This is a genomic window from Veillonella sp. AF36-20BH (assembly GCF_003602765.1).
GTDB classification, from domain to species: Bacteria; Bacillota; Negativicutes; order Veillonellales; family Veillonellaceae; genus Veillonella; species Veillonella hominis.
Window position 1 is genome coordinate 231,798 of the sequence record NZ_QTLR01000001.1, and the last position, 26,300, is coordinate 258,097.

At 36.6% G+C, this 26,300-nt stretch carries 26 protein-coding genes; 25 read left to right on the forward strand and 1 reads right to left on the reverse strand.

Features of this window, described 5'->3' with window-relative positions:
- Positions 1–37: 37 nt before the first annotated feature.
- Positions 38–640 carry an HD domain-containing phosphohydrolase gene (locus DW000_RS01135; protein ID WP_004693025.1) on the reverse strand — a complete coding sequence of 201 codons (603 nt, stop codon included), beginning with the start codon at positions 638–640 and terminating at the stop codon, positions 38–40.
- An 825-nt stretch (positions 641–1,465) separates the two neighbouring features.
- Here DW000_RS01135 and tnpA point away from each other — a divergent pair.
- From tnpA to rsfS, 25 genes are all read left to right on the forward strand, one after another.
- Complete coding sequence (gene tnpA / locus DW000_RS01140) at positions 1,466–1,930, forward strand: IS200/IS605 family transposase (RefSeq protein WP_038125930.1); 465 nt, start codon at positions 1,466–1,468, stop codon at positions 1,928–1,930.
- Between the two features lie 363 nt (positions 1,931–2,293).
- Positions 2,294–3,100 (forward strand): basic amino acid ABC transporter substrate-binding protein, encoded by an 807-nt coding sequence (locus tag DW000_RS01145; RefSeq protein WP_120054737.1) that lies wholly within the window; start codon positions 2,294–2,296, stop codon positions 3,098–3,100.
- A gap of 11 nt (positions 3,101–3,111) precedes the next feature.
- Positions 3,112–3,768 (forward strand): amino acid ABC transporter permease, encoded by a 657-nt coding sequence (locus DW000_RS01150; RefSeq protein WP_004693053.1) that lies wholly within the window; start codon positions 3,112–3,114, stop codon positions 3,766–3,768.
- Positions 3,765–4,490, forward strand: coding sequence for an amino acid ABC transporter ATP-binding protein (locus DW000_RS01155; RefSeq protein ID WP_012864269.1), 726 nt, complete (start codon positions 3,765–3,767; stop codon positions 4,488–4,490). Before DW000_RS01150 ends, DW000_RS01155 begins: the two co-directional genes overlap by 4 nt.
- A gap of 516 nt (positions 4,491–5,006) precedes the next feature.
- Positions 5,007–5,204 carry a cold shock domain-containing protein gene (locus DW000_RS01160; protein ID WP_004693056.1) on the forward strand — a complete coding sequence of 66 codons (198 nt, stop codon included), beginning with the start codon at positions 5,007–5,009 and terminating at the stop codon, positions 5,202–5,204.
- A 241-nt stretch (positions 5,205–5,445) separates the two neighbouring features.
- The gene (raiA, locus tag DW000_RS01165; protein WP_008600782.1) at positions 5,446–5,973 is read left to right on the forward strand and encodes a ribosome-associated translation inhibitor RaiA; all 528 of its coding nucleotides are present in this window, start codon (positions 5,446–5,448) and stop codon (positions 5,971–5,973) included.
- A gap of 218 nt (positions 5,974–6,191) precedes the next feature.
- The gene (secA, locus tag DW000_RS01170) at positions 6,192–8,627 is read left to right on the forward strand and encodes a preprotein translocase subunit SecA (protein WP_004693148.1); all 2,436 of its coding nucleotides are present in this window, start codon (positions 6,192–6,194) and stop codon (positions 8,625–8,627) included.
- A 120-nt stretch (positions 8,628–8,747) separates the two neighbouring features.
- Positions 8,748–9,855, forward strand: a protein-coding gene (gene prfB, locus DW000_RS01175; RefSeq protein WP_012864272.1) for a peptide chain release factor 2 whose coding sequence is annotated in 2 segments (ribosomal slippage) — positions 8,748–8,804 and positions 8,806–9,855 — 1,107 coding nt in all. Because the reading frame shifts where the segments join, the coding sequence is not laid out codon by codon here.
- An 8-nt stretch (positions 9,856–9,863) separates the two neighbouring features.
- Positions 9,864–10,559, forward strand: coding sequence for an LmeA family phospholipid-binding protein (locus DW000_RS01180; RefSeq protein WP_004697145.1), 696 nt, complete (start codon positions 9,864–9,866; stop codon positions 10,557–10,559).
- 12 nt (positions 10,560–10,571) lie between these two features.
- Positions 10,572–12,614: a DUF5693 family protein gene (locus DW000_RS01185; RefSeq protein ID WP_120054738.1), complete on the forward strand. Its 2,043-nt coding sequence runs from the start codon at positions 10,572–10,574 to the stop codon at positions 12,612–12,614.
- The gene (csaB, locus tag DW000_RS01190; protein WP_004693157.1) at positions 12,607–13,707 is read left to right on the forward strand and encodes a polysaccharide pyruvyl transferase CsaB; all 1,101 of its coding nucleotides are present in this window, start codon (positions 12,607–12,609) and stop codon (positions 13,705–13,707) included. The genes DW000_RS01185 and csaB overlap by 8 nt, the downstream gene beginning before the upstream one ends.
- Before the next feature lie 33 nt (positions 13,708–13,740).
- Positions 13,741–14,577, forward strand: coding sequence for a transketolase (locus DW000_RS01195; RefSeq protein WP_012864276.1), 837 nt, complete (start codon positions 13,741–13,743; stop codon positions 14,575–14,577).
- The gene (locus DW000_RS01200; RefSeq protein ID WP_004697368.1) at positions 14,577–15,509 is read left to right on the forward strand and encodes a transketolase family protein; all 933 of its coding nucleotides are present in this window, start codon (positions 14,577–14,579) and stop codon (positions 15,507–15,509) included. Before DW000_RS01195 ends, DW000_RS01200 begins: the two co-directional genes overlap by 1 nt.
- 14 nt (positions 15,510–15,523) lie before the next feature.
- The gene (ftsE, locus tag DW000_RS01205) at positions 15,524–16,210 is read left to right on the forward strand and encodes a cell division ATP-binding protein FtsE (RefSeq protein ID WP_004693165.1); all 687 of its coding nucleotides are present in this window, start codon (positions 15,524–15,526) and stop codon (positions 16,208–16,210) included.
- Positions 16,200–17,087 (forward strand): permease-like cell division protein FtsX, encoded by an 888-nt coding sequence (ftsX, locus tag DW000_RS01210; RefSeq protein WP_004693167.1) that lies wholly within the window; start codon positions 16,200–16,202, stop codon positions 17,085–17,087. The genes ftsE and ftsX overlap by 11 nt, the downstream gene beginning before the upstream one ends.
- Positions 17,087–18,274 carry a M23 family metallopeptidase gene (locus DW000_RS01215; RefSeq protein WP_120054739.1) on the forward strand — a complete coding sequence of 396 codons (1,188 nt, stop codon included), beginning with the start codon at positions 17,087–17,089 and terminating at the stop codon, positions 18,272–18,274. The genes ftsX and DW000_RS01215 overlap by 1 nt, the downstream gene beginning before the upstream one ends.
- A 1-nt stretch (position 18,275) precedes the next feature.
- Entirely contained in the window at positions 18,276–19,415 is a 1,140-nt protein-coding gene (locus DW000_RS01220) for a S41 family peptidase (RefSeq protein WP_008600791.1), read from the forward strand.
- Between the two features lie 17 nt (positions 19,416–19,432).
- On the forward strand, positions 19,433–20,704 hold the full coding sequence (gene obgE, locus DW000_RS01225; RefSeq protein ID WP_004693173.1) for a GTPase ObgE: 1,272 nt from the start codon (positions 19,433–19,435) through the stop codon (positions 20,702–20,704).
- Positions 20,705–20,712: 8 nt separating this feature from the next.
- On the forward strand, positions 20,713–20,997 hold the full coding sequence (gene yhbY, locus DW000_RS01230) for a ribosome assembly RNA-binding protein YhbY (RefSeq protein WP_004693176.1): 285 nt from the start codon (positions 20,713–20,715) through the stop codon (positions 20,995–20,997).
- A gap of 71 nt (positions 20,998–21,068) precedes the next feature.
- Positions 21,069–22,190, forward strand: a complete 1,122-nt coding sequence (gene proB, locus DW000_RS01235) for a glutamate 5-kinase (protein ID WP_004693178.1) — start codon at positions 21,069–21,071, stop codon at positions 22,188–22,190.
- Between the two features lie 9 nt (positions 22,191–22,199).
- Positions 22,200–23,459, forward strand: a complete 1,260-nt coding sequence (locus DW000_RS01240; RefSeq protein ID WP_004697040.1) for a glutamate-5-semialdehyde dehydrogenase — start codon at positions 22,200–22,202, stop codon at positions 23,457–23,459.
- Positions 23,460–23,598: 139 nt separating this feature from the next.
- Positions 23,599–24,213 (forward strand): nicotinate-nucleotide adenylyltransferase, encoded by a 615-nt coding sequence (gene nadD / locus DW000_RS01245; RefSeq protein ID WP_004693184.1) that lies wholly within the window; start codon positions 23,599–23,601, stop codon positions 24,211–24,213.
- Positions 24,214–24,216: 3 nt separating this feature from the next.
- Entirely contained in the window at positions 24,217–24,786 is a 570-nt protein-coding gene (gene yqeK / locus DW000_RS01250) for a bis(5'-nucleosyl)-tetraphosphatase (symmetrical) YqeK (protein ID WP_004693186.1), read from the forward strand.
- A gap of 12 nt (positions 24,787–24,798) precedes the next feature.
- A complete protein-coding gene (locus tag DW000_RS01255; RefSeq protein ID WP_021148082.1) occupies positions 24,799–25,920 on the forward strand; it encodes an LCP family protein in 1,122 nt (373 codons plus the stop codon).
- 16 nt (positions 25,921–25,936) lie between these two features.
- Entirely contained in the window at positions 25,937–26,299 is a 363-nt protein-coding gene (gene rsfS / locus DW000_RS01260) for a ribosome silencing factor (RefSeq protein WP_021148083.1), read from the forward strand.
- Position 26,300: the final 1 nt, after the last annotated feature.

Genomic DNA, 26,300 nt, shown 5'->3' on the forward strand with positions numbered 1-26,300 from the left:
TATTACTAAATGTAGGAATATAATATTTGATTTCATATTAGCCAAGCACATCAATAAATGCTTTAACTACATCAGGATCAAAGAGTGAGCCAGATGCACTAAAGAGTTCTTCTTTTGCTTTAGCTTTTGTTTTCGCCCAAAATTCAGTAGAAGGATTAACTGTTGTATCATAGTAATCTGCTACAGCAATAATTCGAGCTCCTAACGGAATATTGGCACCACGTAAATGTTTGGGATAACCAGAGCCATCCCATTTTTCATGATGGTAACGAATATAAGGCAAAATTTGTTGGCAGCAAGGATAGTTTTCAATCATATTGGCTCCACTTGCCGCATGTTGTTTATACTTAGACATTTCTTGCTTATTAAGATATGGAGATTTTTGGATTAATGCATTAGGTACCATTAATAGACCCACGTCATGAAGTAGAGCTGCGTGACGAATCTGTTCAATTTCATTTAATGGCAAACCCATTTTAGCTGCGATGCTAACAGCATAGTTTGAAACCTGGATAGAATGTGTATAGAGATGATAGCTTTTCATTTGTATCATCTGTAAAAGTTGTGCGCTTATGGCTTCTAAACTATCTTTCTCCAGTTCATACAAACCTGATGGTTGCATCAATGATAACATAAACATAATAAACCCCTCTAACTAACAAACTGAACATATGGTACAACCCCTCGTACTTATGTTCATATCGTACAACTTTAGGCCGTTCTAATTTAACAGTATACAAATTATACACCATAAATAATTTTTTGTGTATGATACGTATGTTCTTACAAATATGTTGTATTCATATTTGGCATACAAAAACTAATTGACAATTTAAGAATCCACTAGATATGGTACTTAAAAAATGTGATTTTAGAAATATTAAAATATTATGAAGAATATTTTAGGTTTTCTATTCCAATTTTCTATACATCAACAAATAGGGGTTGCAAAATTTATTCTCATTGTTCTAAGAATTATGCGATAGTATGTTTGGTAAAAAAATTATGTTTGGCTACTTAACTATATAATCAAAATTTTTTAAAATAATAGTAAAACTAGACATGAATACTGTTATTCTTTATAATACGTCTATACGGGTCTGTGGTTGAAAGTCGAGGCTAGTCGCAGGCAAAACGATCCACATAAGCAGCCCAAAGGGTTGTGAGCATGGTGCGGCTTAGGTGTAAGTCCTGCCGATAAAATCGAGAGAGGTAGTAGTGGGGAGTCTTGGACTTATGAGCGAACCTTCCAGCAGGCGAGTGTGGGGGCAAAGACCAGGTCAGCCGTATAGGGGCACATGAGGCTTTTCTCATGTGCTTTTTTTGTACGCCGAATAGGCATGACTAAACCCCCAGTTAAACTGGGGGTCAGTAAAAATTCTTAGAGAAAAGGAAAGAACCTCCTAGTGCTAGAATGGAGTTGGTCTGGCAACCACAACATTTCAACATAGGAGGTTCAATGTCAATGAATGACGTAAAAAGCTTATCACATAGTAAATGGAGATGTAAATATCATATTGTTTTTGCTCCAAAATATAGAAGACAAATAATTTATGGTCGGATAAAAGCTGATGTAGGTAAAATTCTAAGAGATTTATGTAAAAGAAAAAATGTAGAGATTATCGAAGCGGAATGCTGTCCGGATCATATCCATATGCTAGTAACAATTCCACCACATTTAAGTGTATCAAGTTTTATGGGGTATTTAAAAAGCAAAAGTAGCCTCATGATATTCGACAAACACGCAAATTTAAAATATAAGTATGGAAATAGACATTTCTGGTGTAGAGGATATTATGTGGATACGGTAGGACGATATGAAGGAGCGATAAAAGAGTATATTCGCAATCAACTACAAGAAGATATAGCACAAGATACATTAAACTTTAAAGAGTATACCGACCCGTTTACGGGTGAGCCGGTAAAATAGGCAAAAGAAAAGCCCCCGAGTAGGGGGCAGCCAGTGGTAATAGAGTGGTTGTCAGATCATTCAATGCCCTCTTTAGAGGGCCACCACTAGAGAAAGACCCTTATAGGGTCAGAGCAAACCACCCGTTCTACGGGTGGTTATGATTATACAGTTGTATATTATAAAATCTATAGAAAACCACTAACTATGGGAAAGTTTTTATACATAACCGTAATATTTATACAAACAATGTATAAAATTAAAATATAAATATAGCGATTTTGCGATTGTATCTAAAATTATATACAAAATTATTGACATAATTATACTAAATCTATATACTATTATAAAGTAGTAGTAAGTTAAAATAATGAGGTTGATAATATGTTAAATAGCAAAGTAAAAAAAATAATTCTTGGCGGTTGTATGTTAGTGATGGCGGCTTCTTTAGTTGGTGGATGTGGTTCCTCTAATCAACCTACATCTAATAAACTTGTCGTTGGCACTAATGCTACATTTGTTCCATTTGAGTTTAAAGATGAAAAAACTCAAGATTATACAGGTTTTGATATTGAATTGATTCGTGCGATCGGTAAGCGTATTAATAAAGATGTGGAGCTAAAAAATGTAGCTTTTGATGCTTTGATTCCAGCTTTGAACACACATGATATTGATGTTGCTGCATCTGGTATGACTATTACAAAAGCGAGAAGTGAAAAAGTATTATTTTCTTCTCCTTATTATGAAAATGCCTTAGCAGTAGTATATAAAGATGGAACGGCTGTGAATTCTCTTGATGACTTAAAGGGTAAAAAAATTGCAGCCCAATTAGGTACTACTGGTGCAGATTTAGCTCATAAAATTGAAGGTACTACTGTAAAAGAATTTGACCATAGTAATGAAGCTTTGTTAGAATTACAAAATAGTGGAGTAGATGCAACTGTAATCGATTTACCTGTAGCTCAATATTACAGTACTAAGCATCCTGACCAACATATTAAATTTATGGCATATCCAAATACTAAAGAATATTTGGGCTTAGCAATTAATAAGGATAACAAAGCATTGCAAGAAGAAATCAATAAAGCAATTGCTGATATGAAGGCTGATGGTGAATTTAATACATTATATAAAAAATGGTTTAATGTAGATGCACCTGCTGATATGCCAGTAGTTTTAGAATTTAAATAATAGGAGAGATTATGAGTTTTAATTGGGGGTTAATTGCGGATAATTTACCGCTCTTGCTACAAGGTGCTCTAGTGACTGTAGAAATTACAGCCATGTCTGTAGGTTGTGGCTTTTTTATCGGTCTTTTAGTATCTTTAGCAAATTTATCTAAATTTAGATTAGTTAGATTGCTTGCAAAATGTTATGTAGATATCATTCGTGGTACACCATTACTGGTGCAAATTTTCCTAATCTATTTTGCTTTGCCTATGATTACAGGTCAACGGATTGATCCATATATTGCGGCTGTTACCGCATGTAGTATTAACTCTGGTGCTTATGTATCTGAAATTTTCCGTGCTGGTATTCAATCTATTGATAAAGGTCAAATGGAGGCCGGTCGTTCTCTTGGTTTAACTTGGGGACAAACCATGCGTTACATCATTATGCCTCAAGCTTTTAAAGCAATTATTCCTCCGTTAGGGAACGAATTTATTGCCATGTTGAAAGATTCCTCTTTAGTTTCTGTTATCGGTTTCGAGGAGTTGACACGTCGTGGTCAATTAATCATTGCTAAAACCTATGCATCCTTTGAAATCTGGGGTACGGTTGCTGTGATTTATCTTATTATGACAGTGACTATCTCACAATTAGTTGGATATCTTGAAAGGAAATATAGCATTAAATGATTAAATTAGAAAATGTACATAAATCTTTTGGTAAAAATGAAGTACTAAAAGGTATTAATTTACATATTGAACAAGGTCAAGTAGTTGTAATCATCGGTCCTTCTGGTTCTGGTAAAAGTACGGTACTGCGCACTATGAACTACTTGGAGGAACCTACATCTGGTAAGGTTATCGTAGATGGTATGGATCTTTCTGATAAGAAAAAGTTAAATGACGTTCGTGCTGAAGTAGGAATGGTATTCCAAAACTTTAATTTGTTCCCGCATATGACGGTTATGGAAAACCTTACCTTAGCTCAAACTAAGGTTCGTAAAACATCTATGGAAGAGGCTAAGAAGATAGGTCAAGCTTTACTTGATCGAGTAGGCTTGGCGGATAAAGCCAATGCATACCCTGATTCTTTGTCAGGCGGTCAAAAGCAGCGTGTTGCTATTGCTCGCGCTTTAGCTATGAAACCAAAAGTAATGCTTTTTGATGAACCTACTTCAGCTCTTGATCCTGAAATGGTTAGTGAAGTGCTAGATGTTATGAAGTCTTTAGCTGAGGAAGGTATGACGATGGTCATCGTTACTCATGAAATGGGCTTTGCGAAAAAGGTAGCGGATAGAGTGTTATTTGTTGATGGTGGCTTGATTTTAGAAGATAATACACCTGAACGCGTATTTGATGCACCTACCAATGAAAGAACAAAATCATTCTTAGATAAAATTTTGTTAGATTAAATAATATAATTATAGGAAGCAAATTCTAGAATTAGAAATTGCTTCCTGTTTTTTTACATTAAATTTAACCTATCTATTTATATTAATTTTTATTATATATGTATAGCTTAATATCTATTAATATATTTGATAACTTTTAGACTGAATTTATTAATTATAAAGAGTTTGTATAAAGCTTTACAGGGTAGATTAATCTGAAAAACACGATTATTGCTATAAATATTTGTGATATAATAATAATTTATACAGTCATTTTTAAAAATAATAATTTTTAATTCACATATTTTTATGATTATAAAAATATATAATTAATTTATAGGGCGTATATAATTATTTATAACATGTATAGATATAGGGATTGTTGAGATTTATAGCAAATGATATTCTTATTTCTAGTGTTTGTATATTCATTAAAAATGTAAATATTGTTGTTTGATATTTTATACATGCTGTGTTATGATACACATATAGAGCAAGACAGCAAGACAATATATATATTTTTAGGAGGATGTTACCATGTTAGGTAAAGTAAAATGGTTCAGCGCAGAAAAAGGTTATGGTTTTATTGAACGTGAAGACGGTAGCGATGTATTTGTACACTACTCTGCAATCCAAGACGAAGGTTTCAAATCTTTGACTGAAGGTCAAAATGTAGAATTTGAGATTGTTGATGGAAACCGTGGACCTCAAGCCGCTAACGTTGTTAAAGCGTAACTACATACCAAAAAAATTATAAAAACAATATATAATTGGACCCTGATAGTATATACTATCAGGGTTTTTGATTTTCTATATACATTTTATACATAATTCTACAAAAAATATAAGATTTTTAGATAAAAAAGAAGGAGTTTTACAGTTGGATGTAGAAATACTAAATATAACACGAGAGATAAGGTTATATAATACCACACACTCGCATCTCGTGGATGATTTTTAGAAAGGGTGTTGACTTATGAAAGTAGCAATTAGAGGAAAAAACATTGAAGTAACAGATGCCTTAAGAGCATATATCGAAAAAAGATTGAGTAAATTGACTCGTTACTTCGATGATGAGTTAAATGCACAAGCGGTTTTATCCGTTGTAAAAGATAAATCTACAATTGAACTTACATGCTTTGTTGATAAAATCGTTCTTCGTGGTGTGGAAACCAACGATGATATGTACGCAGCTATTGATTTAGTAGTGGATAAAATTGTTCGCCAAATCCATAAGTATAAAACTCGTTTGGCTAAACGTTTCAAAAAACAAGAAGCTTTCCATCCTGAAGCTTTGGCAACTCCTGTGGAAGAAGAAACTATTGAAGTTGTAAAACGCAAACACTTTGTTGTGCGTCCTATGGATGTTGAGGAAGCGATTTTACAAATGAATCTTATTGGTCATGATTTCTTTATGTTCTTCAATGCTGAAACTGAATCGATGAACGTTGTATATCGTAGACATGATGGTTTCTATGGTTTGATCGAGCCAGAACTTCAATAATATATAATGTCGGCTGAACTTAATCCTAACTCCTTTCTACTTTAAATCAGCCGATTATTATATTAAGGTGGATGACTTAAAATAGTCATCCACCTTTTTTGCCAAAATAATATTATAAATAATCTTGAAATGCCTTGAATTCTTTGACTATTCAAGGCTTTTTCGTTATAATAAGTTAGATAAAATAATGTAAGATGTCCCGTAGAGGAGTGATTTGTTTGTTAAGCTTTTTACAAAGGCTATTAGGCAATAATAACGCAAAAGAAATTAAAAAAATGCGTGCTATTGCAGATCATATTAATGAAATTGAACCTAATTATATTAAATTAAGTGATGCTAACTTAGTGGCAAAAACTGATGAGTTTAAACGTCGTTTGCAAAAAGGGGAAACGTTAGACGACCTATTGCCAGAAGCATTCGCTGTAGTTCGTGAAGCATCTAAACGCGTTTTAGGCATGCGTCATTTCGATGTACAGTTAATGGGGGGCATTTGCCTTCATAATGGTAATATCGCGGAGATGCGTACTGGTGAAGGTAAAACATTAGTAGCTACATTGCCCGTATATTTGAATGCATTGACCGGTAAGGGTGTACACGTTGTAACAGTAAATGATTATTTGGCGACTCGTGATAGCGAGCAAATGGGACGTTTATATAATTTCTTAGGACTTTCCACGGGTCTTATTGTGGCTAATCTTGACTTTAATCAACGTAAAGAAGCCTATGCGTGTGATATTACATATGGTACAAATAATGAGTTTGGTTTTGACTATTTACGCGATAACATGGTAACCGATGTTGTTCAAATGGTACAACGACCATTGAATTATGCCATTGTGGATGAAGTAGACTCCATTCTTATTGATGAAGCAAGAACACCATTAATTATCTCAGGCCCTGGTCAACGTTCCACTGATAATTATTATAAATTGGCTAAAATTGTTCCTCACCTTATAAAAGATGAAGACTATGTTATCGATGAAAAACAAAAAACTATTGCCCCTACAGATTCTGGTATCGCAAAGGTTGAAAAAATGCTTGGTGTTGAAAACCTATATGATGCAGAAAATATCGAGTTGAATCATTTGCTTGGTGCTTCTTTGCGTGCCTATGCTATGATGCATCGTGATACAGACTATGTGGTTAAAGATGGTGAAGTTGTTATCGTCGATGAATTTACGGGCCGTTTGATGTTTGGACGCCGTTACTCTGATGGTTTGCATCAGGCTATTGAGGCTAAAGAAGGTTTGAAAGTTGAACGCGAAAGCCAAACCTTAGCATCTGTTACATTCCAGAACTATTTCCGTATGTATGATAAATTATCAGGCATGACAGGTACTGCTAAAACAGAGGAAAAAGAATTTATCGATATTTATGGATTAGAGGTTATACCAATTCCACCAAATAAGCCTTTAATCCGGATGGATTTGCCTGATCAAATTTTTAAAACTAAAGCTGCTAAATATCGTGCTGTAGTACGAAATGCAGTAGAACGCCACCAAATAGGGCAACCTATTCTGATTGGTACTACATCTATTACACAGTCTGAAGAACTTTCAGACATGTTGTTGCGTGCAGGTGTACCTCATAAAGTATTGAATGCTAAACATCATGAACAAGAAGCAGAAATCGTTGCAGCTGCTGGACAAATGGGAATGGTAACAATCGCTACTAATATGGCTGGTCGCGGTACAGATATTACTCTTGGAGAAGGTGTGCCAGAACTAGGTGGTTTAGCAATTTTGGGGACAGAACGCCATGAAAGCCGACGTATCGATAATCAATTACGTGGCCGTGCTGGTCGTCAAGGGGATCCTGGTTCTTCTCAATTCTTCTTATCATTAGAAGATGACTTAATGCGTATCTTTGGTGCTGACAATATTACAGGTATCATGGATAAACTTGGTATGGAAGAGGATGAACCTATCGAGCATTCTTTGATTACTAAATCTATTGAACGTGCTCAAAAGAAAGTAGAGGATCATAACTATAATATTCGTAAATATGTACTCGAGTATGATGATGTTATGAATCAACAACGTGAAGTATTATACGAACAACGACGTCGTATTTTACGTAACGAATCCTTGCGTGAAACAATTAATGAAATGATTGACAAGCTTGTTACCGAATCTGTAGATGCTTATGCTGATGAAAAGCTCTATCCAGAAGAATGGGATTATGAAGGTCTCTATAAACATTTAAGTCAATATTTCTTAACAGAGGAGATTATGTCTTCTCAAGATATGGAAGAATATAGTCGTCAAGACTTATTAGAACGCTTATTAGAAATTGCTCATGAAGAGTATCAAGATCGCGTTGATATGCTTGGAGAGGCTATGTTTAGTCAACTTGAAAAGGCGATTATGTTGCGCGTTGTTGATAATAAATGGATGGAACATTTGGATAATATGGATATGCTACGAGAAGGTATTGGCCTCCGTGCATATGGTCAAAAGAATCCGTTGGTAGAATATAAGTTTGAAGCTTTCGATATGTTCCAAAACATGATTGCAGCTATTCAAGATGAGACAATCATGGCATTATATAAAATTCGTGCACAATTGATTCAAGAAATCGAAGAACCAGTTGATCACTTAGAAGGTGCACAATCCCATCATGAAGATGTGTTGGAGCCACAAAACATAGATTAAGATTTGTGAATGGCACGTTGCTCAAAGGGATTTCCACTGGGCAACGGCCATTTTTCTATTTTGTTAAGGTAATAGTTTATTGATGTAATAGGCTAATTAACTAAAGGTGGTGAACATAAATTGTTAGAAGATTTAAAACCGATTATTTCTAATCTAGAAGAACGTATTTATGGGATGAGGGATTCACTTTAACATCGCTCAGAAGGAAGACCGAATATTTACACTTGATGTACAGATGAGTGATCCTACATTTTGGGATAATCCAGATAAAGCTCGTGAGATTTCTCAAGAGGCCACACAACTAAAAAATGCTGTAGAAAGCTATAAGCAACTTGTTAGTGATATTGAAGATGCTAATGTGATGCTTGAAATGGCTATAGATGAAGATGACCTCTCCATGGAGAGTGAAATCAAGGAATATGTTAAGCAAATAGAAGAAACCTTGGAGAAGCAAGAAGTACTTTTATTGTTAAGTGGTGAATATGATGCAAATAATGCTATTTTAACATTTCATGCTGGTGCTGGTGGGACGGAGGCACAAGATTGGTGTTCTATGTTAATTCGCATGTACTTGCGCTGGGCTGAAAAATCTGGCTTCTCCATCGAGTTAATGGATGAACAACCTGGTGATGAAGCAGGGATAAAATCTGCTACATTCCTTGTTAAAGGTGAAAATGCCTTTGGTTACTTGAAGTCTGAGAAAGGTGTGCATCGTCTCGTTCGTATTTCACCATTTGATGCCGCGGCTCGACGTCATACATCATTTGCTGCTGTCGATGTAATGCCTGAAATCGATGATACTGTAGAAATTAATATCGATATGAAAGACGTTCAAGTTGATACATATCGTGCTAGTGGCGCTGGTGGTCAGCATATTAATAAAACCGATTCTGCTGTTCGTATGACCCATAAGCCAACAGGTATTGTAGTACAATGCCAAACACAACGTTCTCAAATGCAGAATAGAGAACAAGCTTTACGTTTGTTACGGGCGAAACTATTTGAGTTAGAGCTCGAAAAGCAAGCTGAACTTAAAGAACAGATTGGAGGTACCTACCAAGCAATTGAGTGGGGGAGTCAAATTCGTTCCTATGTATTCCATCCATATAATCTTGTTAAGGATCATCGTACTAGTGTAGAAACTGGTAATGTTCAAGCTGTTATGGATGGCAACTTAGACCCATTTATCGAAGGTTTCTTAAAAAAAGAGGCTAACTTAACAATTTAGGAGATACTATGAAAAAGTTTTTACTATTCCTATTAGTGCTAATTATTGCTCTTGTAGTGGCATCCCAATTTTTATTACCATCTTTTATTGGCTCTCGTATTGAAAGTCAATTAAATGAAACATTGAAACCAACGGCTCAAACAGTAAATGTTGAGGCTCAACCTGCTTTCAAAATTTTATATGGTGAGGTGGATCGTGTTTATGGCACTTTGGAGAATATTAAACTGGGTAAATTGAATTTTGCTAGCTTCCGATTTGATGCTAAACAAATTTTTGTTAATCCAATTTCTTTATTAGCTAGTCAACAAATTGATATCGTTAGTGTTGGGAATGCTAGTATTGATGGGACTATTAATAAAGCTGATTTAGGGACTTTCTTAAGTAATGAAGCAGGTAGTGATATTCAAGACGTACAAGTTGACATTAGTAAAGATAATATCAGCCTAACCGGTAAAATGAATGTAGGCATGGTGTTTAAAGGGGATGTTAAATTAGATGGGAATTTAGAGTTAAAGGGCAATACATTATTGTTTTCACCTAAAAAGTTCACCATAAATGGTGCTACAATTCCTGGTATGACATCTAATGTGTTAGAAAGTACTCAAATTTATGACTTTAACAATTTTCCAATTCCTGTAAAAGCGGAAAGTTTAACTGTTGATAATGGTGAAATTCTCATTAAAGTTAAACCTGTACTCAACTAGAAAGGATTTGTCGTGAATCATCGGAACGCACAAAAAAGTAAGTACTCATGGATTCTTATACTTTGTATTATTATAGGTCTTTTATCTTCCTTATACTTAGTATTTGAACGCCATCAGATTGAGAAATCTCAAAATCATATTGAAAATATTGTAGACTATGATGCAGTTTTACGAGCCAGCGCCTTTGAAAAGCGTAGTCAACAAGAAGCTTTTGATGCATTACGTAATGCTGGTGTGACTGCTTTTGCTATTTATGATCGCACGTTAGAAAAAGCAAAAGATGCGGGCCAAGTTAAAGTATTAAGCTCTGAAGAGATGGACTCTGTTCGTGTTAATGGCGCTGCGATTAAACCTGGGGCGACTTATGTGGCATTAATTTCAGGTAAAGAAGGTTATTATAAAGAAATTCGAGAGGATTTATACCACCGTATTGGCAAGGACAAGGTGAAAGAGCTTAATACAAGTATTGGTCCTGTTCTTGAATTGTATGGTGCAACAGCAGATAGCTATGCAAAGATGAATCTTGGTATTTCAAAGTTGCAAGCACAAGAGGTTGTAGATCGTGGTTTCAATGTTATCGTTCGTCCAACAAACTATAGAAACGTAACATCTGAAGATATTCAATATGTATTTAAACGACTTGAAGGCATTCCTCATGTAACAGGGATGATTTTTGCTGGTAAAGAAGCTCTAGGTGCACCTAATTTAACGGATGAAACATTAGCATTACTAAATAAAAACCATATTCCACTAGTTGGTATCGAAGCTGTAAATCAGTTGCAGTATGAGCCACAACAAGGTTTCTTGGAAATGGCGGCCAAAAATAATTATAGTGTAGGTCGTGTGTATACTATCGCTAAAGAGGAGTTAAAGAAAATTACCCCTGAAGAAGCGGCACAACGCTTTTACATTAGTGATATAGAGCGAAATATTCGTTTTAACTTGTTTCCGATGTATGAAACAGGTATAAATAATGAAACTGTATTACAGACTACAATCAACTATATTAACATAGCTACAGAGAAATTGGCTGTAAAAGGTTATGAATTTGGTCCAGCGGATATTTATCCTGCTTATACACCAAATCCATTATTAGTAGTTATTACAATGATCGGGGCTATAGCACTTTTTGTATATGTTCTACAAATGATGTTACCAATGTCTAAGCATACGCAACTTGTGGCCTTTTTTGGAATTTCTTTGGCATCCATTGTTGTATTTATTCTTACAAGTGGTACCTTAATTACTCAAATATGGGCTCTATCTAGTGCTATTATGGCTCCTGTAGGTGCTATGATACGCTTGATGGAAGAGTGGCGCCGTTATGATGGTGCACGTCCATTAGGTGCCATTAAGTCTACGATTCTTGCCTTATTATATCTTGTAATTGCTGCATTATTTGCTGCTATTGGCGGAATGTATATCGCATCTTTATTGGGCAATACGAAATTCTTTATGGAGTTTGCTCTCTTTAGAGGTGTTAAGTTGACCTTTGTTCTGCCAATTATTTTAGTTATTATTGCGTACCTTCAACGATTCCCATTGTGGAACGGCCGCATGATTAATTCCAAAGAAGAAGCGAAAACATTTGTAGTGGAATTCTTAACTATGGATGTTAAATTATATGTATTCTTTATAATAGCAGCACTTGGTGGTGCAGTATGGGTATTTGTTGGCCGTAGTGGACACACTGCAGGTGTTCCTGTACCAGGCTTTGAACTTATGCTACGTCGTTTTCTTGAAAATACAATGTATGCGAGACCGCGTGAAAAAGAGTTCATTATTGGTCATCCTGCTTTAATGCTAGCTACCTTTGCGTTCATGCGTAAGTGGCCTACAGTAATTCATTTCTTGTTAACTCTAGCTGGTGTTATTGGCATTGCTTCGATGGTTGAAACCTTCTGTCATCTTAGAACGCCAGTGTTCATGTCCATCATGCGTGGTTATGATGGTTTGTTAATTGGCGCCCTTTTTGGAGTGCTTCTTATCATCGCAGTACGGTTTATGATGTACGTAACACAATGGTTCCAAGCTAGGGAGGTTGACCATGAGTAATATTGTTATCTCTGGTTATTATGGCTTTGGTAATGCTGGTGATGAGGCCATGCTTTGTGCTATTATCGATGCTATTCGTAAAGAAGAGGCTGATGCACATATTACTGTAATTTCTGGTAATCCTAAAGAGACTAGTAAAAAGCATAATATTAATGCTGTAGGTACATTTTCTGCATTGGGTATCTTAAAAGCAATTGCTCATTCGGATCTTGTTATTAGTGGTGGTGGTAGTTTATTACAAGATGCTACTAGTATTCGCAATACTTACTATTACTTAAGTATTATGGCGTTAGCAAAGTTGCTTGGGAAAAAAGTAATGCTATACTCCCAAGGTATTGGTCCTTTAAATCGTTCATCAACACGTCGTGCCGTTGGATTTGTATTGCGTTTTGTAGATACTATTACAGTTAGAGATTCTATTTCAAAGGATGAACTAGTTTCTTTGGGAATTGAAGATGTAGAAGTTACTGCAGATGCGGTATTGGCCATGCAACCAGCAGATCTTTCAATTGGCTCTCATATTCTGAAAGGGTATATATCTAAAATATCTGAAGCAGATGAACAACGTAAACGAATTGGTGTGGCGGTTCGTAGTTGGAAAGAGGATACAGAGTATAGAGAATCCTTAGCTAATGTATTGAGCAGATTACAAGAACAAGATAATGTGGAAATTATCTTTATTCCTATGTCACATCCTGAGGATACAAAAGAGGCTAAGATCATTGCCAGCTATATGCCGAATGGCGCTATTGTGCTAGAAGGTCCGTTCTCTACAGAGCAACAAGTGTCATTATCTGGAAATGTGGACCTCATGATTGGTATACGTCTTCACGCTTTAGTTTTTAGTTCTTTAATGGGAAAACCAGTTATTGGTATTTCCTATGATCCTAAAATTACAAGCTTTTTACATATGATTGGTCAAGAGCCTATTGGCACAATGACTCATTTGCGTGAAGAAGCCTTATATCAATGGTGTCATAAATTGTTGAATTCTCGTGAGGAGTATCAAGCATCTTATGATCGCATTGAATCATTGCGTGTAGATTCCCAACGCAATGCAGAAATTGCTATTTCATTACTTAAAGATTATTAATATATTGGATTTTATCCAGAAAGTGAGGTCTCTATGGCTACATTAACACAAGATGTTAAACAATTAGTTCAAGAGAAGGCAAAAGCTATTCGCGTTGGTATTGTACAGTCTGTAACGGCAGCGAAATCCGGTCACCCAGGTGGTTCATTATCCATCGCCGATGTGATGGCCTTGTTGTACTATGTTGAGATGAATGTAGATCCAGCAAATCCAAAAGCTCCTAATAGAGATCGTTTTGTCCTTTCTAAAGGTCATGCAGCGCCTGCACTATACGCTACATTGGCTGAAAAAGGTTATTTCCCTAAAGAAGAACTTTTGAACTTACGTAAAATTAATCATATGTTACAAGGCCATCCTGATATGAAACACACACCAGGTGTAGATATGTCTACAGGTTCTTTAGGACAAGGCATTTCTGCGGCTTGTGGTATGGCATTGGCAGGCAAAATTGATAATGCAGATTACCGTGTATACTCTATTCTTGGTGATGGTGAGCTTGAAGAAGGTCAAGTGTGGGAAGCTGCAATGTTTGCTGGCTTTTATAAACTGAATAATTTGACAGCTTTTGTCGATTTTAACGGTCTTCAAATTGATGGTGATATTACTAAAGTTCTTTCTCCATTACCAATTCCAGAAAAGTTCAAAGCTTTCAATTGGAATGTTATTGAAGTTAATGGTCATGACCTTGATGAGCTTCATAATGCTATTGAAACTGCGAAAGCTTTCACAGAAGGCCCAACATGTATTATCATGCATACTGTAAAGGGTAAAGGCGTTGAAGAGATGGAAGGTCAAGCAGGCTGGCATGGTAAAGCACCAAGTGAAGAGCAAGGTGTAGCCTTTGTTAATGAAATTATGGGGGTGCAATAATGGGTAAAGCAACACGTGAAGCATATGGTAATGCGCTAGCTCGCATTGGTAAAGAGAATACTAATATTATCGTACTAGATGCGGATTTATCCAAATCTACTAAAACAGATACATTTAAAGCTGTGTGCCCGGAACGTTTCTTTAACGTAGGTATTGCAGAGCAAAACTTGATTTCTGTTGGTGCTGGACTTGCAGCGGCAGGTAAGATTCCATTTGTATCATCTTTCTCCATGTTTGCTACAGGACGTGCATTTGAACAAATTCGCAATGCTGTATGCTATCCTAAATTAAACGTGAAAGTATGTGCTACACATGCGGGCATTACTGTTGGTGAGGATGGTGCAACGCACCAAAGTTTAGAGGATATTTCCTGTATGCGTACATTGCCAAATATGACTGTAGTGGTGCCTGCTGATGAGCGTGAAACAGAGGCTGTTATCGAATGGGCTGCATCTTATAACGGCCCAGTATACGTTCGTTTGGGGCGTGCTGGTGTAGATGATGTAACAACAGAAGGCTACTCATTTGTGCCAGGTAAATCTACTATTTTGGTAGATGGTTCTGATGTTACAATTATTGCTTGTGGTGCATTAGTTGGACCTGCTGTAGAGGCATCTAAAACTTTATCTGAATCTAATATATCTGCACGTGTTATTAATATGGCATCTATTAAACCTATTGATGCTGAAGCAATTATAAAAGCCGCTGCGGAAACTGGTGCTATCGTTACAGCTGAAGAACATAATATTATTGGTGGCCTCGGTTCTGCTGTATCTGAAGTAGTAGTATCTAATAAGCCTGTACCTATGGAATTCGTTGGTGTCCAAGATACATTTGGGGAGAGTGGAACACCAAAAGAACTAATGGCAAAGTATGGCTTAACTGCCAATGATATTGTAGAAGCCGTAAAACGTGTAATCGCTCGTAAATAATCAAAGGGGATCCCATGATTGAATTTAAGAATGTTAGTAAAGTCTATGATAATGGTTCTGTTGCATTAGACGATGTGTGTTTAACCATTAACGATGGTGAATTTGTTCTCGTTTGTGGTCACAGTGGTGCAGGGAAATCAACATTATTTAAGTTATTAACACATGAGGTAGTGCCAGATGCTGGTACTGTCATTGTTGATGACTTTGATGTTACGCGTATGAAGCGCAGTAAAATTCCTAAATTGCGGAGAAAGCTTGGCGTTGTATTCCAAGACTTCCGATTATTGCCTAATAAAACGGTAGCAGAGAATATTGCTTTTGCTCTTGAAGTTATTGAAGAAAAACCAAAAATTATTAAAGAAAAGGTGAGTCATGTATTAGACCTTGTTGGTTTATCTGAGAAGGCTAATGATTTACCAGAGGATCTTTCTGGCGGGGAACAACAACGTGTTGCTATTGCGCGTGCAATTGTTAATCGCCCAACAGTATTAATTGCTGATGAACCTACTGGTAACCTTGATCCTGATACTAGTAAGGATATTGTTGAATTGTTTAAGCATATTAACAATTTCGGCACTACCGTTATTATGGTTACCCATAATATGGATCTTGTTTCATACTTGAATAAACGCGTTATTCGTTTAAAAGACGGCCGTGTTCAAAGTGATAATATGAGAGGTGCAGAAATTAATGAAGCCTAGAACGATAAAATACTATTTTAAAGAAGCACTGAAGTCTATGAAACGTAATGGACTTATGACATTAGCGTCCATTTCTACAGTGGCTTTATCCTTATTTATGCTCGGTGTATTCCTTTGTGGTGTCATTAATTTGAATAACATGGCATCCAGTCTAGAAAATCAAGTACAGTTAAGTATTTACTTAAAGGATGGCTTAACAACTGATCAAATTATGGCAGTAGGAAAGCAAATTAAGGCTATACCTAACTTAAAGCATTTAGAATTTGTTAATAAAGAGCAAGCTATGAAGGAGTTCAAAGAACGCCTTGGTGATCAGCAACAATTGGTGAATGCTTTAGGTGATGTAAATCCGTTGCCTAACTCATATGTGTTAACCTTTGATAATCCTAGCGATGTAAAAGCAACTGCAAAATTAGCTACGACATTCCAAGGCGTAGAAAGTACACACTATGGTCAAGATATTGTAGAAGAGCTTTTCCGCATTACGCAAGTAATTCGTATTGGTGGGATTGTATTGATTGCTTTCCTAGCAGCTGCAACACTATTCATCATTTCAAATACAATTCGGTTGACTGTATTCGCACGTCGTAAAGAAATTGCAATCATGAAATATGTAGGTGCTACTAATGGATTTATTCGTTGGCCATTTTTGATTGAAGGCATGTTGTTAGGCTTAATTGGTGCTATCATTGCCGTTCTTTGCGTTGGTGAATTTTATCACTTCATCACAATGGAAGTTTCTGAATCATTAGCATTCTTCCCTTTAGTACCAATGTTCCCATTCTTCTATGATGTAGCCCTTTATATCTTAGGTGGCGGCATAGTAGTAGGTGCTATTGGTAGTACTATTTCTTTGAAACAATACATGAAGGTGTAATGTTTATGAATAATAGTATATTTAAATCTCGCTTCGTAGCGGTAATTTTGACTGGTATAGTGGTATTGGGAACACCATTATACATCGTTGCAGAGGACGAAGATTTAACAAATCAACTTGATTCAATTCAACAACAAGTTAATCAACAAAATGCTAAAAAGGCAGATGCTGAAACTGTAATAGTCAGTGTATCCGAACAGTTACGTCAAATCGAAGAACAATTACGTCAGGCTCAGCAACAATTGGATTCTATTCAACAACAACGTATAGCTGTTGAAAATGATATTACAGTGAATGAAAAATTACTTGCTGAAGCACAAAAGCGACTAGAAGGGCGAGAAGCCGTATTTTATAAGCGTGTACGTGATATTTATATTAATGGTCGTTTAAGTTACTTAGATGTAGTTATTGGATCTAAAGATTTTACAGACTTTGCTAATCGTTTAGAAATTTTAAAACGAATTATTGATTCTGATATTAAATTAATTGAGGAAATCAAAAAAGAGCGCGCTGAAATAGCGGCTCGAAAGCAAGCACTAGAACAGTCTCGCGCAAAACTAGTTGAGCTTGAAAAAGCAGCTGCGGCAAAACGAGCTGAAATAGAGCAAAAGAAGAAAGAACGTGAGGTAGTTCTTCAAAAGGCTCAAAATGATCGTGCTACAGCAATGCAAGCAGTAGAAGAATTAAATGCATCTTCTGCACAGATTACAGCGTTATTGAAAGCACGTCAAGCAGAGCGTGCCGCTGCTCGTGCTGCAGCAGCGGCTCAACAATCTTCACCAACTTACTCTTGGGTACAAGGGTCTGGTCAACTTGGGTGGCCTGTAAGTGGTGAAATTACCTCTCCATATGGCTATCGTACACATCCGATTTGGGGCACTACAATTTATCATTCTGGCATTGATATTGGTGTTGATGAAGGTACACCTGTTCATGCTGCAGATGGTGGTACTGTTGCTTGGTCGGGTTGGATGGGTGGCTATGGTTATGCCGTAGTTATCGATCATGGTAATGGCATGTCTACTCTTTATGGACATAATTCTGAACTTGCTGTCTCTGAAGGGCAAGATGTAGGTAAGGGTCAAGTTATTGCCTATGCTGGTAGCACAGGTAATAGTACAGGGCCACATGTACATTTTGAAGTTCGTATAAGTGGGGATCCTGTGGATCCTATGGGATATTTATAATATGAAATTTGATACACGTACAGTGTTATGGAGTCTATTGAAATATATAGGCTCTGGCATTGTTATTATGTGGCTTACATTTTGGTATCTTTCCGGTTCATTCTGGGGGCTACCAAGATTATTTATAGCCTATTATACTGCGAGTCAAGTTTTTATGACACCTATGGCTAAAACTACCCTTTATGATGGTATGCTAAAGGGGTTAATTGACTCTTTGGGAGAACCGCATAGTGTTTATTTAAATGCAGAAGAATATAAATCTATGAAAATGCAAACATCTGCAACATATGCTGGTGTTGGTATGGTCCTTGGTACTGATGATAAAGGTCTATATGCAGTTAGCGTAATGGAAGACCAACCAGCTTTTAAAGCTGGAATTAAACCTGGAGACCACATTATTGCTATCGATGGACAATCCACTACTGAAATTCCGGTAGAGGAAGCATCTTCTCGTATTCGTGGCGAAGCTGGTACTACTGTATCTCTAGATATTGAACGTAATGGTGAAAAGTTGCATTTTGATATCACTCGTGAATCCATAGTTTTGCCTACTGTTAAAAGTAAAATGCTTACTAGCACAGTTGGATATATTCGTATTAGTCAGTTTGCAGAAAATACCGCAGAAGATTTTGCCACTCAATATAAAGAGCTTCAATCTCAAGGTATGAAGGCTCTTGTCTTGGACCTACGAGATAATCCAGGCGGTTTATTATCTACTACTGAAAAGATATCTAACTATATTATGCCTCCAGGTACACTCGTAACAGTACAAAATCGATCAGGTAAAAAGGATACTTATAAGTCAGATGGACCTGATGTAGCTATGCCATTGGTTGTTTTAGTTAATAAGGGCTCTGCTAGTGCATCAGAAATCATAGCAGGGGCTGTTCAAGATCGTAAATTAGGCACTATCGTAGGTACTAATACATATGGTAAAGGTACCGTTCAAACTATTTTCCCTAGTTTAGATGATGAAGGAATTAAAGTAACTATTGCTAAGTACCACACGCCAAGTGATCGTGTTATTGATGGAACAGGTATTAAACCTGATGTAGAAATCGATTTACCAAAAGGTGTACATCCATCTAGTACATTAGATGATATTCAAATTAAAAAAGCATTAGAGCTATTACAGCAATAATGCATAGGAGTTAAATTATGTTTATAGATAGAGCGCGCGTCTTTGTTAAAGCTGGTGACGGTGGGGATGGTATGTCCAGCTTCCGTCGAGAAAAATACGTTCCAAATGGCGGCCCTAGTGGTGGTGATGGTGGTAAAGGTGCGGATGTTGTTTTTAAAGCTGACAAGAATATTAATACGCTTGTAGACTTTAGATATAAACGTCAGTTTAAGGCACCAGCTGGCGGTAATGGTGAAAGCTCTAATAAGCACGGTCGAGGTTCCGATCCTCTTATCATTCCAGTTCCATTGGGTACAGTAATTAAAGATGAGGAAACAGGAAAAATCTTTTGCGATCTTGTCAACGATGGCGATACCTTTGTTATTGCCAAAGGTGGTCGTGGCGGCCGTGGCAATGCTCGATTCCAAACTAGTGCTAACCGTGCACCAACCTTTGCAGAAAAGGGTGAACCTGGTGAAGAATTCTGGTTACAATTAGAGCTTAAAGTATTAGCTGATGTAGGTTTATTAGGTTATCCATCTGTTGGTAAATCTAGTATTTTGCGAAAAGTATCTAAAGCTCAACCAGAGGTGGCAGCATATCACTTTACTACACTAACACCAGTACTTGGGGTAGTTACAATTTCTGGAGATCGTAGCTTTGTTTTGGCCGATATTCCGGGCCTTATTGAAGGGGCTAGTGAAGGTGTAGGTTTAGGTCACAATTTTCTACGTCATGTTGAACGTACGAATATTTTAATTCATGTTCTAGATGTATCTGGTATGGAAGGCCGAGACCCTAAGGTCGACTTTGATGCGATTAATGAAGAGTTACGTAAATACTCTGAAAAATTGGCTAATAAGAAACAAATTGTAGCTCTCAATAAGATCGATATGGTCTTTGATGACACGACGATTCCCGAAACAAAAAAATATTTTGAAGATAAAGGCTATGAAGTATTTCTCATTAACGCCTTAAGTGGTGAAGGTTTGTCAGAGCTTATGGAACGAGCTTACTACTATGTAGAAAACTACGAACCAGAGCCTGAAGCAAATGATGACACAGTTGTATACGAAGCAAAACAAGATGTAGAATTTGTCATTACTCGTGGTGATGATGCTGCTTTCTACATTACTGGTAAACGTATTGAACGATTAGTAGCTATGACAAATCTTGACGATGATCAATCTCTTCGTAGATTTCAACGCATTTGGCGCTTTATGGAGCTTGATGCAAAATTGAAGGAAAAAGGCTGTAAAGACGGTGATGAAGTTGTAATCGGCGATCAGCGCTTTACTTTCCAAGAGTAGGAGTAATAATGACAGGAAAACAAAAACGGTATTTACGTTCATTGGCGGCTACAATACCACCGGTTGTCCAAATTGGTAAAAATGGTTTAGAGGATAGCGTTATAGATAGTGCTCGTGCAGCGATTACAGCACGTGAGCTTATTAAGGTTAAATTACATAATAATAGTCCTGAAGATAAGACAATTTTTCAAGACTTAGCAGATATGCTTGGCGCTGAACTAGTTCAAGTGATTGGTTTTAATGGTGTTTTATATAAAGCTAAAAAAGAACCTAAAATCATTTTGCCAAAATAATTTTATATCTAGTAGATCATAAAAATTTGTATACATCGTAGTTAAGAATTTCAACCTTAGGAGGTTAGTCTATGCGCAGCGCCATCGTTAATGCAAAACGAATTGTAGTCAAAGTTGGTAGCAGTACGCTTTGTTACACTAACGGACATTTAAATTTGGAGCGTATTGAAAGATTAGTGCGCCAATTATCAGATTTGGCTAACCAAGGTAAAGAGATTATTCTTGTTTCCTCTGGTGCTACTGGTGCAGGTCTTGCCCCTTTAGGCTTTAAAGAAAAGCCTAGAGATCTCGTATTAAAACAAGCAGCTGCTGCAGTAGGTCAAGGTATTCTCATTCATATGTACGAGCGCATGTTTCGAGAATATGGTCGAACCGTAGGGCAAATTCTTTTAACGAAAGAGGATAGTACTGGACGACATAGTTATCTTAACTTGCGTAATACATTACATACTTTATTGCAACTTAACGTTATTCCTATTATTAATGAAAATGACGTGGTTGCTATCGAAGAATTTAAAATCGGTGATAACGATACATTATCTGCTACTGTTGCAGGTATTGTAGATGCAGATTTACTTATCATTTTGTCAGATATTGAAGGCTTATATACAGCTAACCCAGCCACTAATCCAGATGCTACTTTGATAGAAACTGTTTCTGAAATTAACGATGAAACCTATGCTATTGCAGGTGGTGCTGGTTCTAATATGGGAACGGGTGGTATGTATACAAAAATTAAAGCTGCTCATATGGCAACAAATTCTGGTGTACCAATGGTTATTACCTCAGGTGAAGTAGAGGATTCTGTTCGTCGTGTATGTAAGGGTGAACAAATTGGGACACTCTTTGAAGCCCATGATGCAAGTTTATCTGGTAAACATCATTGGTTAGCTTTTGGTAAACGATTAAAAGGCTCCATTACGATTGATGACGGGTGTGCTCGCGCTGTTTTAGATAAGGGTGCTAGCATTCTGCCCGCTGGTATTATTGAAGTAGAGGGGACTTTTGGACCTGGTGATACAATTTCCATTTATCATGATCATAAGGAAATTGGTCGTGGACTTATTAATTATAGTATTGATGATATGAAGGCGATTAAAGGTCACAATACAAATGATATAGCCGAGATTCTGGGTATTAATACGACCTATGATGAGGCTGTACATCGTAATAATCTAGTTTTATTACACTGAGGAAATCCTATGAACCAGTATGAAAAAATTTGTAAAGATATGGGCCAGAGAGCTAAAACGGCATCTTTTGAATTAGCCCAACTCGACCAAGAAACTTTAGATTCTGCATTGTTAGCAATTGCTGATGCTGTAGAAGCACAAACAGATGAAATTATGGCGGCTAATGAGTTAGACCTAGAAAAATCTGTTGACTATAATTTACCTCGAACTATGATAGATCGATTGACTTTGACACCTAGTCGCATTGCTTTAATGGCAGAAGGGGTGCGTCAAGTGGCTGCTCTTGAAAGTCCTGTAGGTTCCATTATAGAAACAATCACTCGTCCTAATGGTTTGATTATTGAAAAGCGATCCGTACCTTTTGGTGTAATTGGTATTATCTTTGAAGCCCGTCCTAATGTAACCATAGATGCAGGTGTTCTTTGTTTAAAGACAGCAAATGCTACAATTTTACGAGGTGGTAAGGAGGCATTTCACACGAATCAAATCATCGTGTCTATCATGCGGAATACCTTAGAGTCGTTAGGTATTAATGGTGACTCTATTCAACTCGTTGAGGTGCTTGATCGAGATCTGGTTGGAGTACTTTTACAACAACGGGAATATATTGATGTAATCATTCCACGTGGGGGTGCTGGACTTATTCGTCGTGTTGTAGAAGATAGTAGTATCCCTGTTATTGAAACTGGTAGCGGTGTATGTCATACCTTTGTTGATGAATTTGCTGATTTAGAGATGGCTTTAGAAATTGCAGTCAATGCTAAAGTCCAACGTCCATCTGTATGTAACTCTATGGAAACCTTACTAGTTCATCAAGCTGTGGCTAGAGAGTTTTTACCACGCCTTAATATAGCACTACTAGAATATGGTGTTCGTATTCATGGTGATGAGGCTGTAGCTCAATATATGGTAAATACAATTCCTCTAACAGAAGAGTCTTTCAGCACAGAATACAATGATATGGACTTAAATGTGCGTATCGTTGAAAATCTTGAAGAAGCTATTGATCATGTGAATCGGTATACTACACATCACTCTGAGGCTATTATCACAGATGAACCTATGCGTGCTAATGTGTTTATGAATTTAGTGGATTGCTCTACTGTGTATCATAATGCATCTACACGTTTTACAGATGGCTTTGAGTTTGGCTTTGGTGCTGAGATTGGCATTAGTACACAAAAACTCCATGCTCGAGGTCCTATGGGGTTACAGGCTCTAACATCTTATAAATATTTTGTATTTGGAGAAGGCCAAGTACGGACGTGAAGAAATTATATTATTTTTTAAGGGCATACTATAGATATATTCAAACACCAAAGGGACGATATGAATGGATATCCTATATAAAAGCATTGCTCATATTCATCATTATTTGTGTCATTGTCATTAAGGGAGTGACCACATTATGGTAGATAAACGTCGTATAGGTATAATTGGTGGAACATTTAATCCCATTCATTTAGGTCATCTAATGATTGCAGAGGTGGCTTGTGAAAGCTTTAATTTAGAAAAGGTTATCTTTGTACCTGCTCGTATTCCACCACATAAGCAACATGATGTGATTGATAGTCATCATCGCTATGCTATGACGGCGGCCGCAGTTTCGGATAATCCAAATTTTGAAATTTCTGATGTAGAGATGCGCCGAGAAGGCCCTTCGTATACCGTTGATACGATTCAATATTTTAAAAAACTATATGGTCCTACTGTTGAATTTTACTTTATTGCAGGGACTGATACTATTCGTGCATTACCGACTTGGAAATTTATAGATGAACTTATAGATGAGGTTCATTTTATTGGAGCTACTAGGCCAGATGGATCAAGTGCTATTGATTCTACTTTGGATGAGTTAGGATCTAAAGCACGTGAAAAAATACATGTTATGGAAGTGCCTGAAATGAAATTGTCTGCTACGTATTTACGAGAGCGCTTACGGTCTGGAAAGACCGTTCGTTATATGTTGCCTAAATGTGTAGTGGATTATATAGAAGAAAACCATATATATGGGAAGGAATAAATGATGTTATCGTTTGATGAAATACAACATAGGGTAAGCCAATGGATGGGGAAAAAACGTTTTAAGCATACTCTAGGTGTTGTTGAATCCGCAACTCAGTTGGCTAAACTTTATAATGTTGATGTAGAAAAAGCACGATTAGCGGCATTGCTACATGATTGTGCTAAAGAAATGCCTTTGAAAGAGATGCAAGATTTGGTGAAGGAGAATAATTACAAAGCTGATGAAGAATTATTAGCCAATGGTAATCTTTTACATGGATTAGCAGGTATGATTCGAGCTAAACTTGAGTTCTCTATAACCGATTCAGAGATTTTAGAAGCTATTCGTGTTCATACAACTGGTAAGGTGGGAATGTCTAAATTAGATAAAGTTATATTCTTAGCAGATTATATTGAACCCAATCGTGATTTTCCAGGTGTTGATGAACTTCGAAATGTGGCTAAAAAAGATCTAAATAAGGCTGTATTGCTTGGTTTTGACAATACTATTAACCACCTTATTGAGCAACATCTTTCAATTTATCCTTTGACCATTCTTGGTCGTAATGATGTATTAAAATCTTGTAAATAATGGAGTTTTTATATGGACGAACGTGAACGTGCAAGAGCTCGCCGACGTAGAAAAAGACGTCAACAAAAGCCATCTGTGAAGTGGCCTAGAGTTATTTTGGCTATTGTTGTAGTTTTCACTTTGCTCGGTGGGATAGGGTATGGCATATATAGTGGTGTATCTTATGCATATAGAGCAATTGTAGGAACTACTGAAGCTACTGAAGCCGTGACAGATAGTGGAAATAAACAGGACGCAAATACTGTATCAGTAGAGCAAAAAGGCTTAGATAAACCTTTATATATTTTGGTTATCGGCACTGATGACAATAATCCTAGTCAAGGTGATAGTCTATTCCTATTATCTGTAAACCTTGATCAAAAAACGATGGACGTTATCGGCATTCCAAGTAATAGTAAAATCGATAATCGTGATCAAACCGATGCGACTATGTTAAATAGTATTTATGAAAAAGGAGGCATTGAACTTACTAAAGCTGTTATTGAGGATATGTTCCATATTTCAATCCCGTACTATGTAGTAGTTAATCAAACTGCCTTCAAGAAAACTAATGATGTGTTAGGAAATCAGCAAATTTATGTAGAACAACCGATGGAACATATTGATGCAGAAGGCAATATAGATATTGATTTGCGACGTGGTTACCAAACTTTAGATAGTAATAATGCCTTAGCGTATTTACGATATTCAGATCCTAAACACGATACCTTTACTCGTGTGCAACGACAAGAAAGATTCCTAAAATTGTGGGTGGAACAAGAACATAATGCATTTTTCTTAACAAATGCATGGCATATTTGGCGTATTTGGGATCATTATGATAGTAATATTTCTACTTTAGATGCTATTAAGTTGGTATACAATGCGAGCAAAATTAATAAGGAAGAAATTCATTTCTATATTCTTCCTGGAGAAAAAGAGCTTATAGGTGAAACGACTTATTGGAAGGTAAACCCTACGGAAGCTCAACGTTTAGTAGGGATAACAATGGGTAATTTGCCAGCTAATGAAATGACACAATTTATATCTGCACCAACTAATAGTACGTCGAAGGTTGCACCTGAATCAGAACATAATGGTGGCACTATTACAAAGCCAACAGAACCTGGTGAGGAGAGCGGTAGTAAGCGATAAGATAAGAGGCTAAATAATGAAAAAGAAAGAAGATATTAAACAAATCGTATTAGAGCTTGCACAAGCTGCATTTGATAAAAAGGGGAGAGATATTGAGATTCTTGATTTAGAAGGAATTTCTATGTTAGGCGACTATTTCTTAATTGTTAGTGCAAATAATAGTAAGCAATCTCAAAGTATTGCTGATGAAATGGAAGATAAAGCAGCCGAATTAGGTATAACAGTACAGCATAGAGAAGGTTATCGTGAAGGTGAATGGATCTTATTGGATTTTGGCGATATAATTTGTCATGTCTTTGGTGGTGATGAATTGCGTGAATTCTACAGTCTAGAAGAATTGTGGAATGATGCTGGTCGAGTTCCATTTGAAGGAGTATAAT

Coding starts and splice junctions, on each gene's coding strand:
- DW000_RS01155 (WP_012864269.1), top strand. CDS start 3,765: ATGATTAAATTAGAAAATGTACATAAATCTTTTGGTAAAAATGAAGTA.
- raiA (WP_008600782.1), top strand. CDS start 5,446: ATGAAAGTAGCAATTAGAGGAAAAAACATTGAAGTAACAGATGCCTTA.
- DW000_RS01145 (WP_120054737.1), top strand. CDS start 2,294: ATGTTAAATAGCAAAGTAAAAAAAATAATTCTTGGCGGTTGTATGTTA.
- obgE (WP_004693173.1), top strand. CDS start 19,433: ATGTTTATAGATAGAGCGCGCGTCTTTGTTAAAGCTGGTGACGGTGGG.
- DW000_RS01195 (WP_012864276.1), top strand. CDS start 13,741: ATGGCTACATTAACACAAGATGTTAAACAATTAGTTCAAGAGAAGGCA.
- DW000_RS01200 (WP_004697368.1), top strand. CDS start 14,577: ATGGGTAAAGCAACACGTGAAGCATATGGTAATGCGCTAGCTCGCATT.
- yqeK (WP_004693186.1), top strand. CDS start 24,217: ATGTTATCGTTTGATGAAATACAACATAGGGTAAGCCAATGGATGGGG.
- nadD (WP_004693184.1), top strand. CDS start 23,599: ATGGTAGATAAACGTCGTATAGGTATAATTGGTGGAACATTTAATCCC.
- DW000_RS01180 (WP_004697145.1), top strand. CDS start 9,864: ATGAAAAAGTTTTTACTATTCCTATTAGTGCTAATTATTGCTCTTGTA.
- proB (WP_004693178.1), top strand. CDS start 21,069: ATGCGCAGCGCCATCGTTAATGCAAAACGAATTGTAGTCAAAGTTGGT.
- rsfS (WP_021148083.1), top strand. CDS start 25,937: ATGAAAAAGAAAGAAGATATTAAACAAATCGTATTAGAGCTTGCACAA.
- DW000_RS01220 (WP_008600791.1), top strand. CDS start 18,276: ATGAAATTTGATACACGTACAGTGTTATGGAGTCTATTGAAATATATA.
- ftsE (WP_004693165.1), top strand. CDS start 15,524: ATGATTGAATTTAAGAATGTTAGTAAAGTCTATGATAATGGTTCTGTT.
- yhbY (WP_004693176.1), top strand. CDS start 20,713: ATGACAGGAAAACAAAAACGGTATTTACGTTCATTGGCGGCTACAATA.
- tnpA (WP_038125930.1), top strand. CDS start 1,466: ATGAATGACGTAAAAAGCTTATCACATAGTAAATGGAGATGTAAATAT.
- csaB (WP_004693157.1), top strand. CDS start 12,607: ATGAGTAATATTGTTATCTCTGGTTATTATGGCTTTGGTAATGCTGGT.
- DW000_RS01240 (WP_004697040.1), top strand. CDS start 22,200: ATGAACCAGTATGAAAAAATTTGTAAAGATATGGGCCAGAGAGCTAAA.
- DW000_RS01215 (WP_120054739.1), top strand. CDS start 17,087: ATGTTTATGAATAATAGTATATTTAAATCTCGCTTCGTAGCGGTAATT.
- DW000_RS01255 (WP_021148082.1), top strand. CDS start 24,799: ATGGACGAACGTGAACGTGCAAGAGCTCGCCGACGTAGAAAAAGACGT.
- ftsX (WP_004693167.1), top strand. CDS start 16,200: ATGAAGCCTAGAACGATAAAATACTATTTTAAAGAAGCACTGAAGTCT.
- DW000_RS01135 (WP_004693025.1), bottom strand. CDS start 640: ATGTTTATGTTATCATTGATGCAACCATCAGGTTTGTATGAACTGGAG.
- DW000_RS01150 (WP_004693053.1), top strand. CDS start 3,112: ATGAGTTTTAATTGGGGGTTAATTGCGGATAATTTACCGCTCTTGCTA.
- DW000_RS01160 (WP_004693056.1), top strand. CDS start 5,007: ATGTTAGGTAAAGTAAAATGGTTCAGCGCAGAAAAAGGTTATGGTTTT.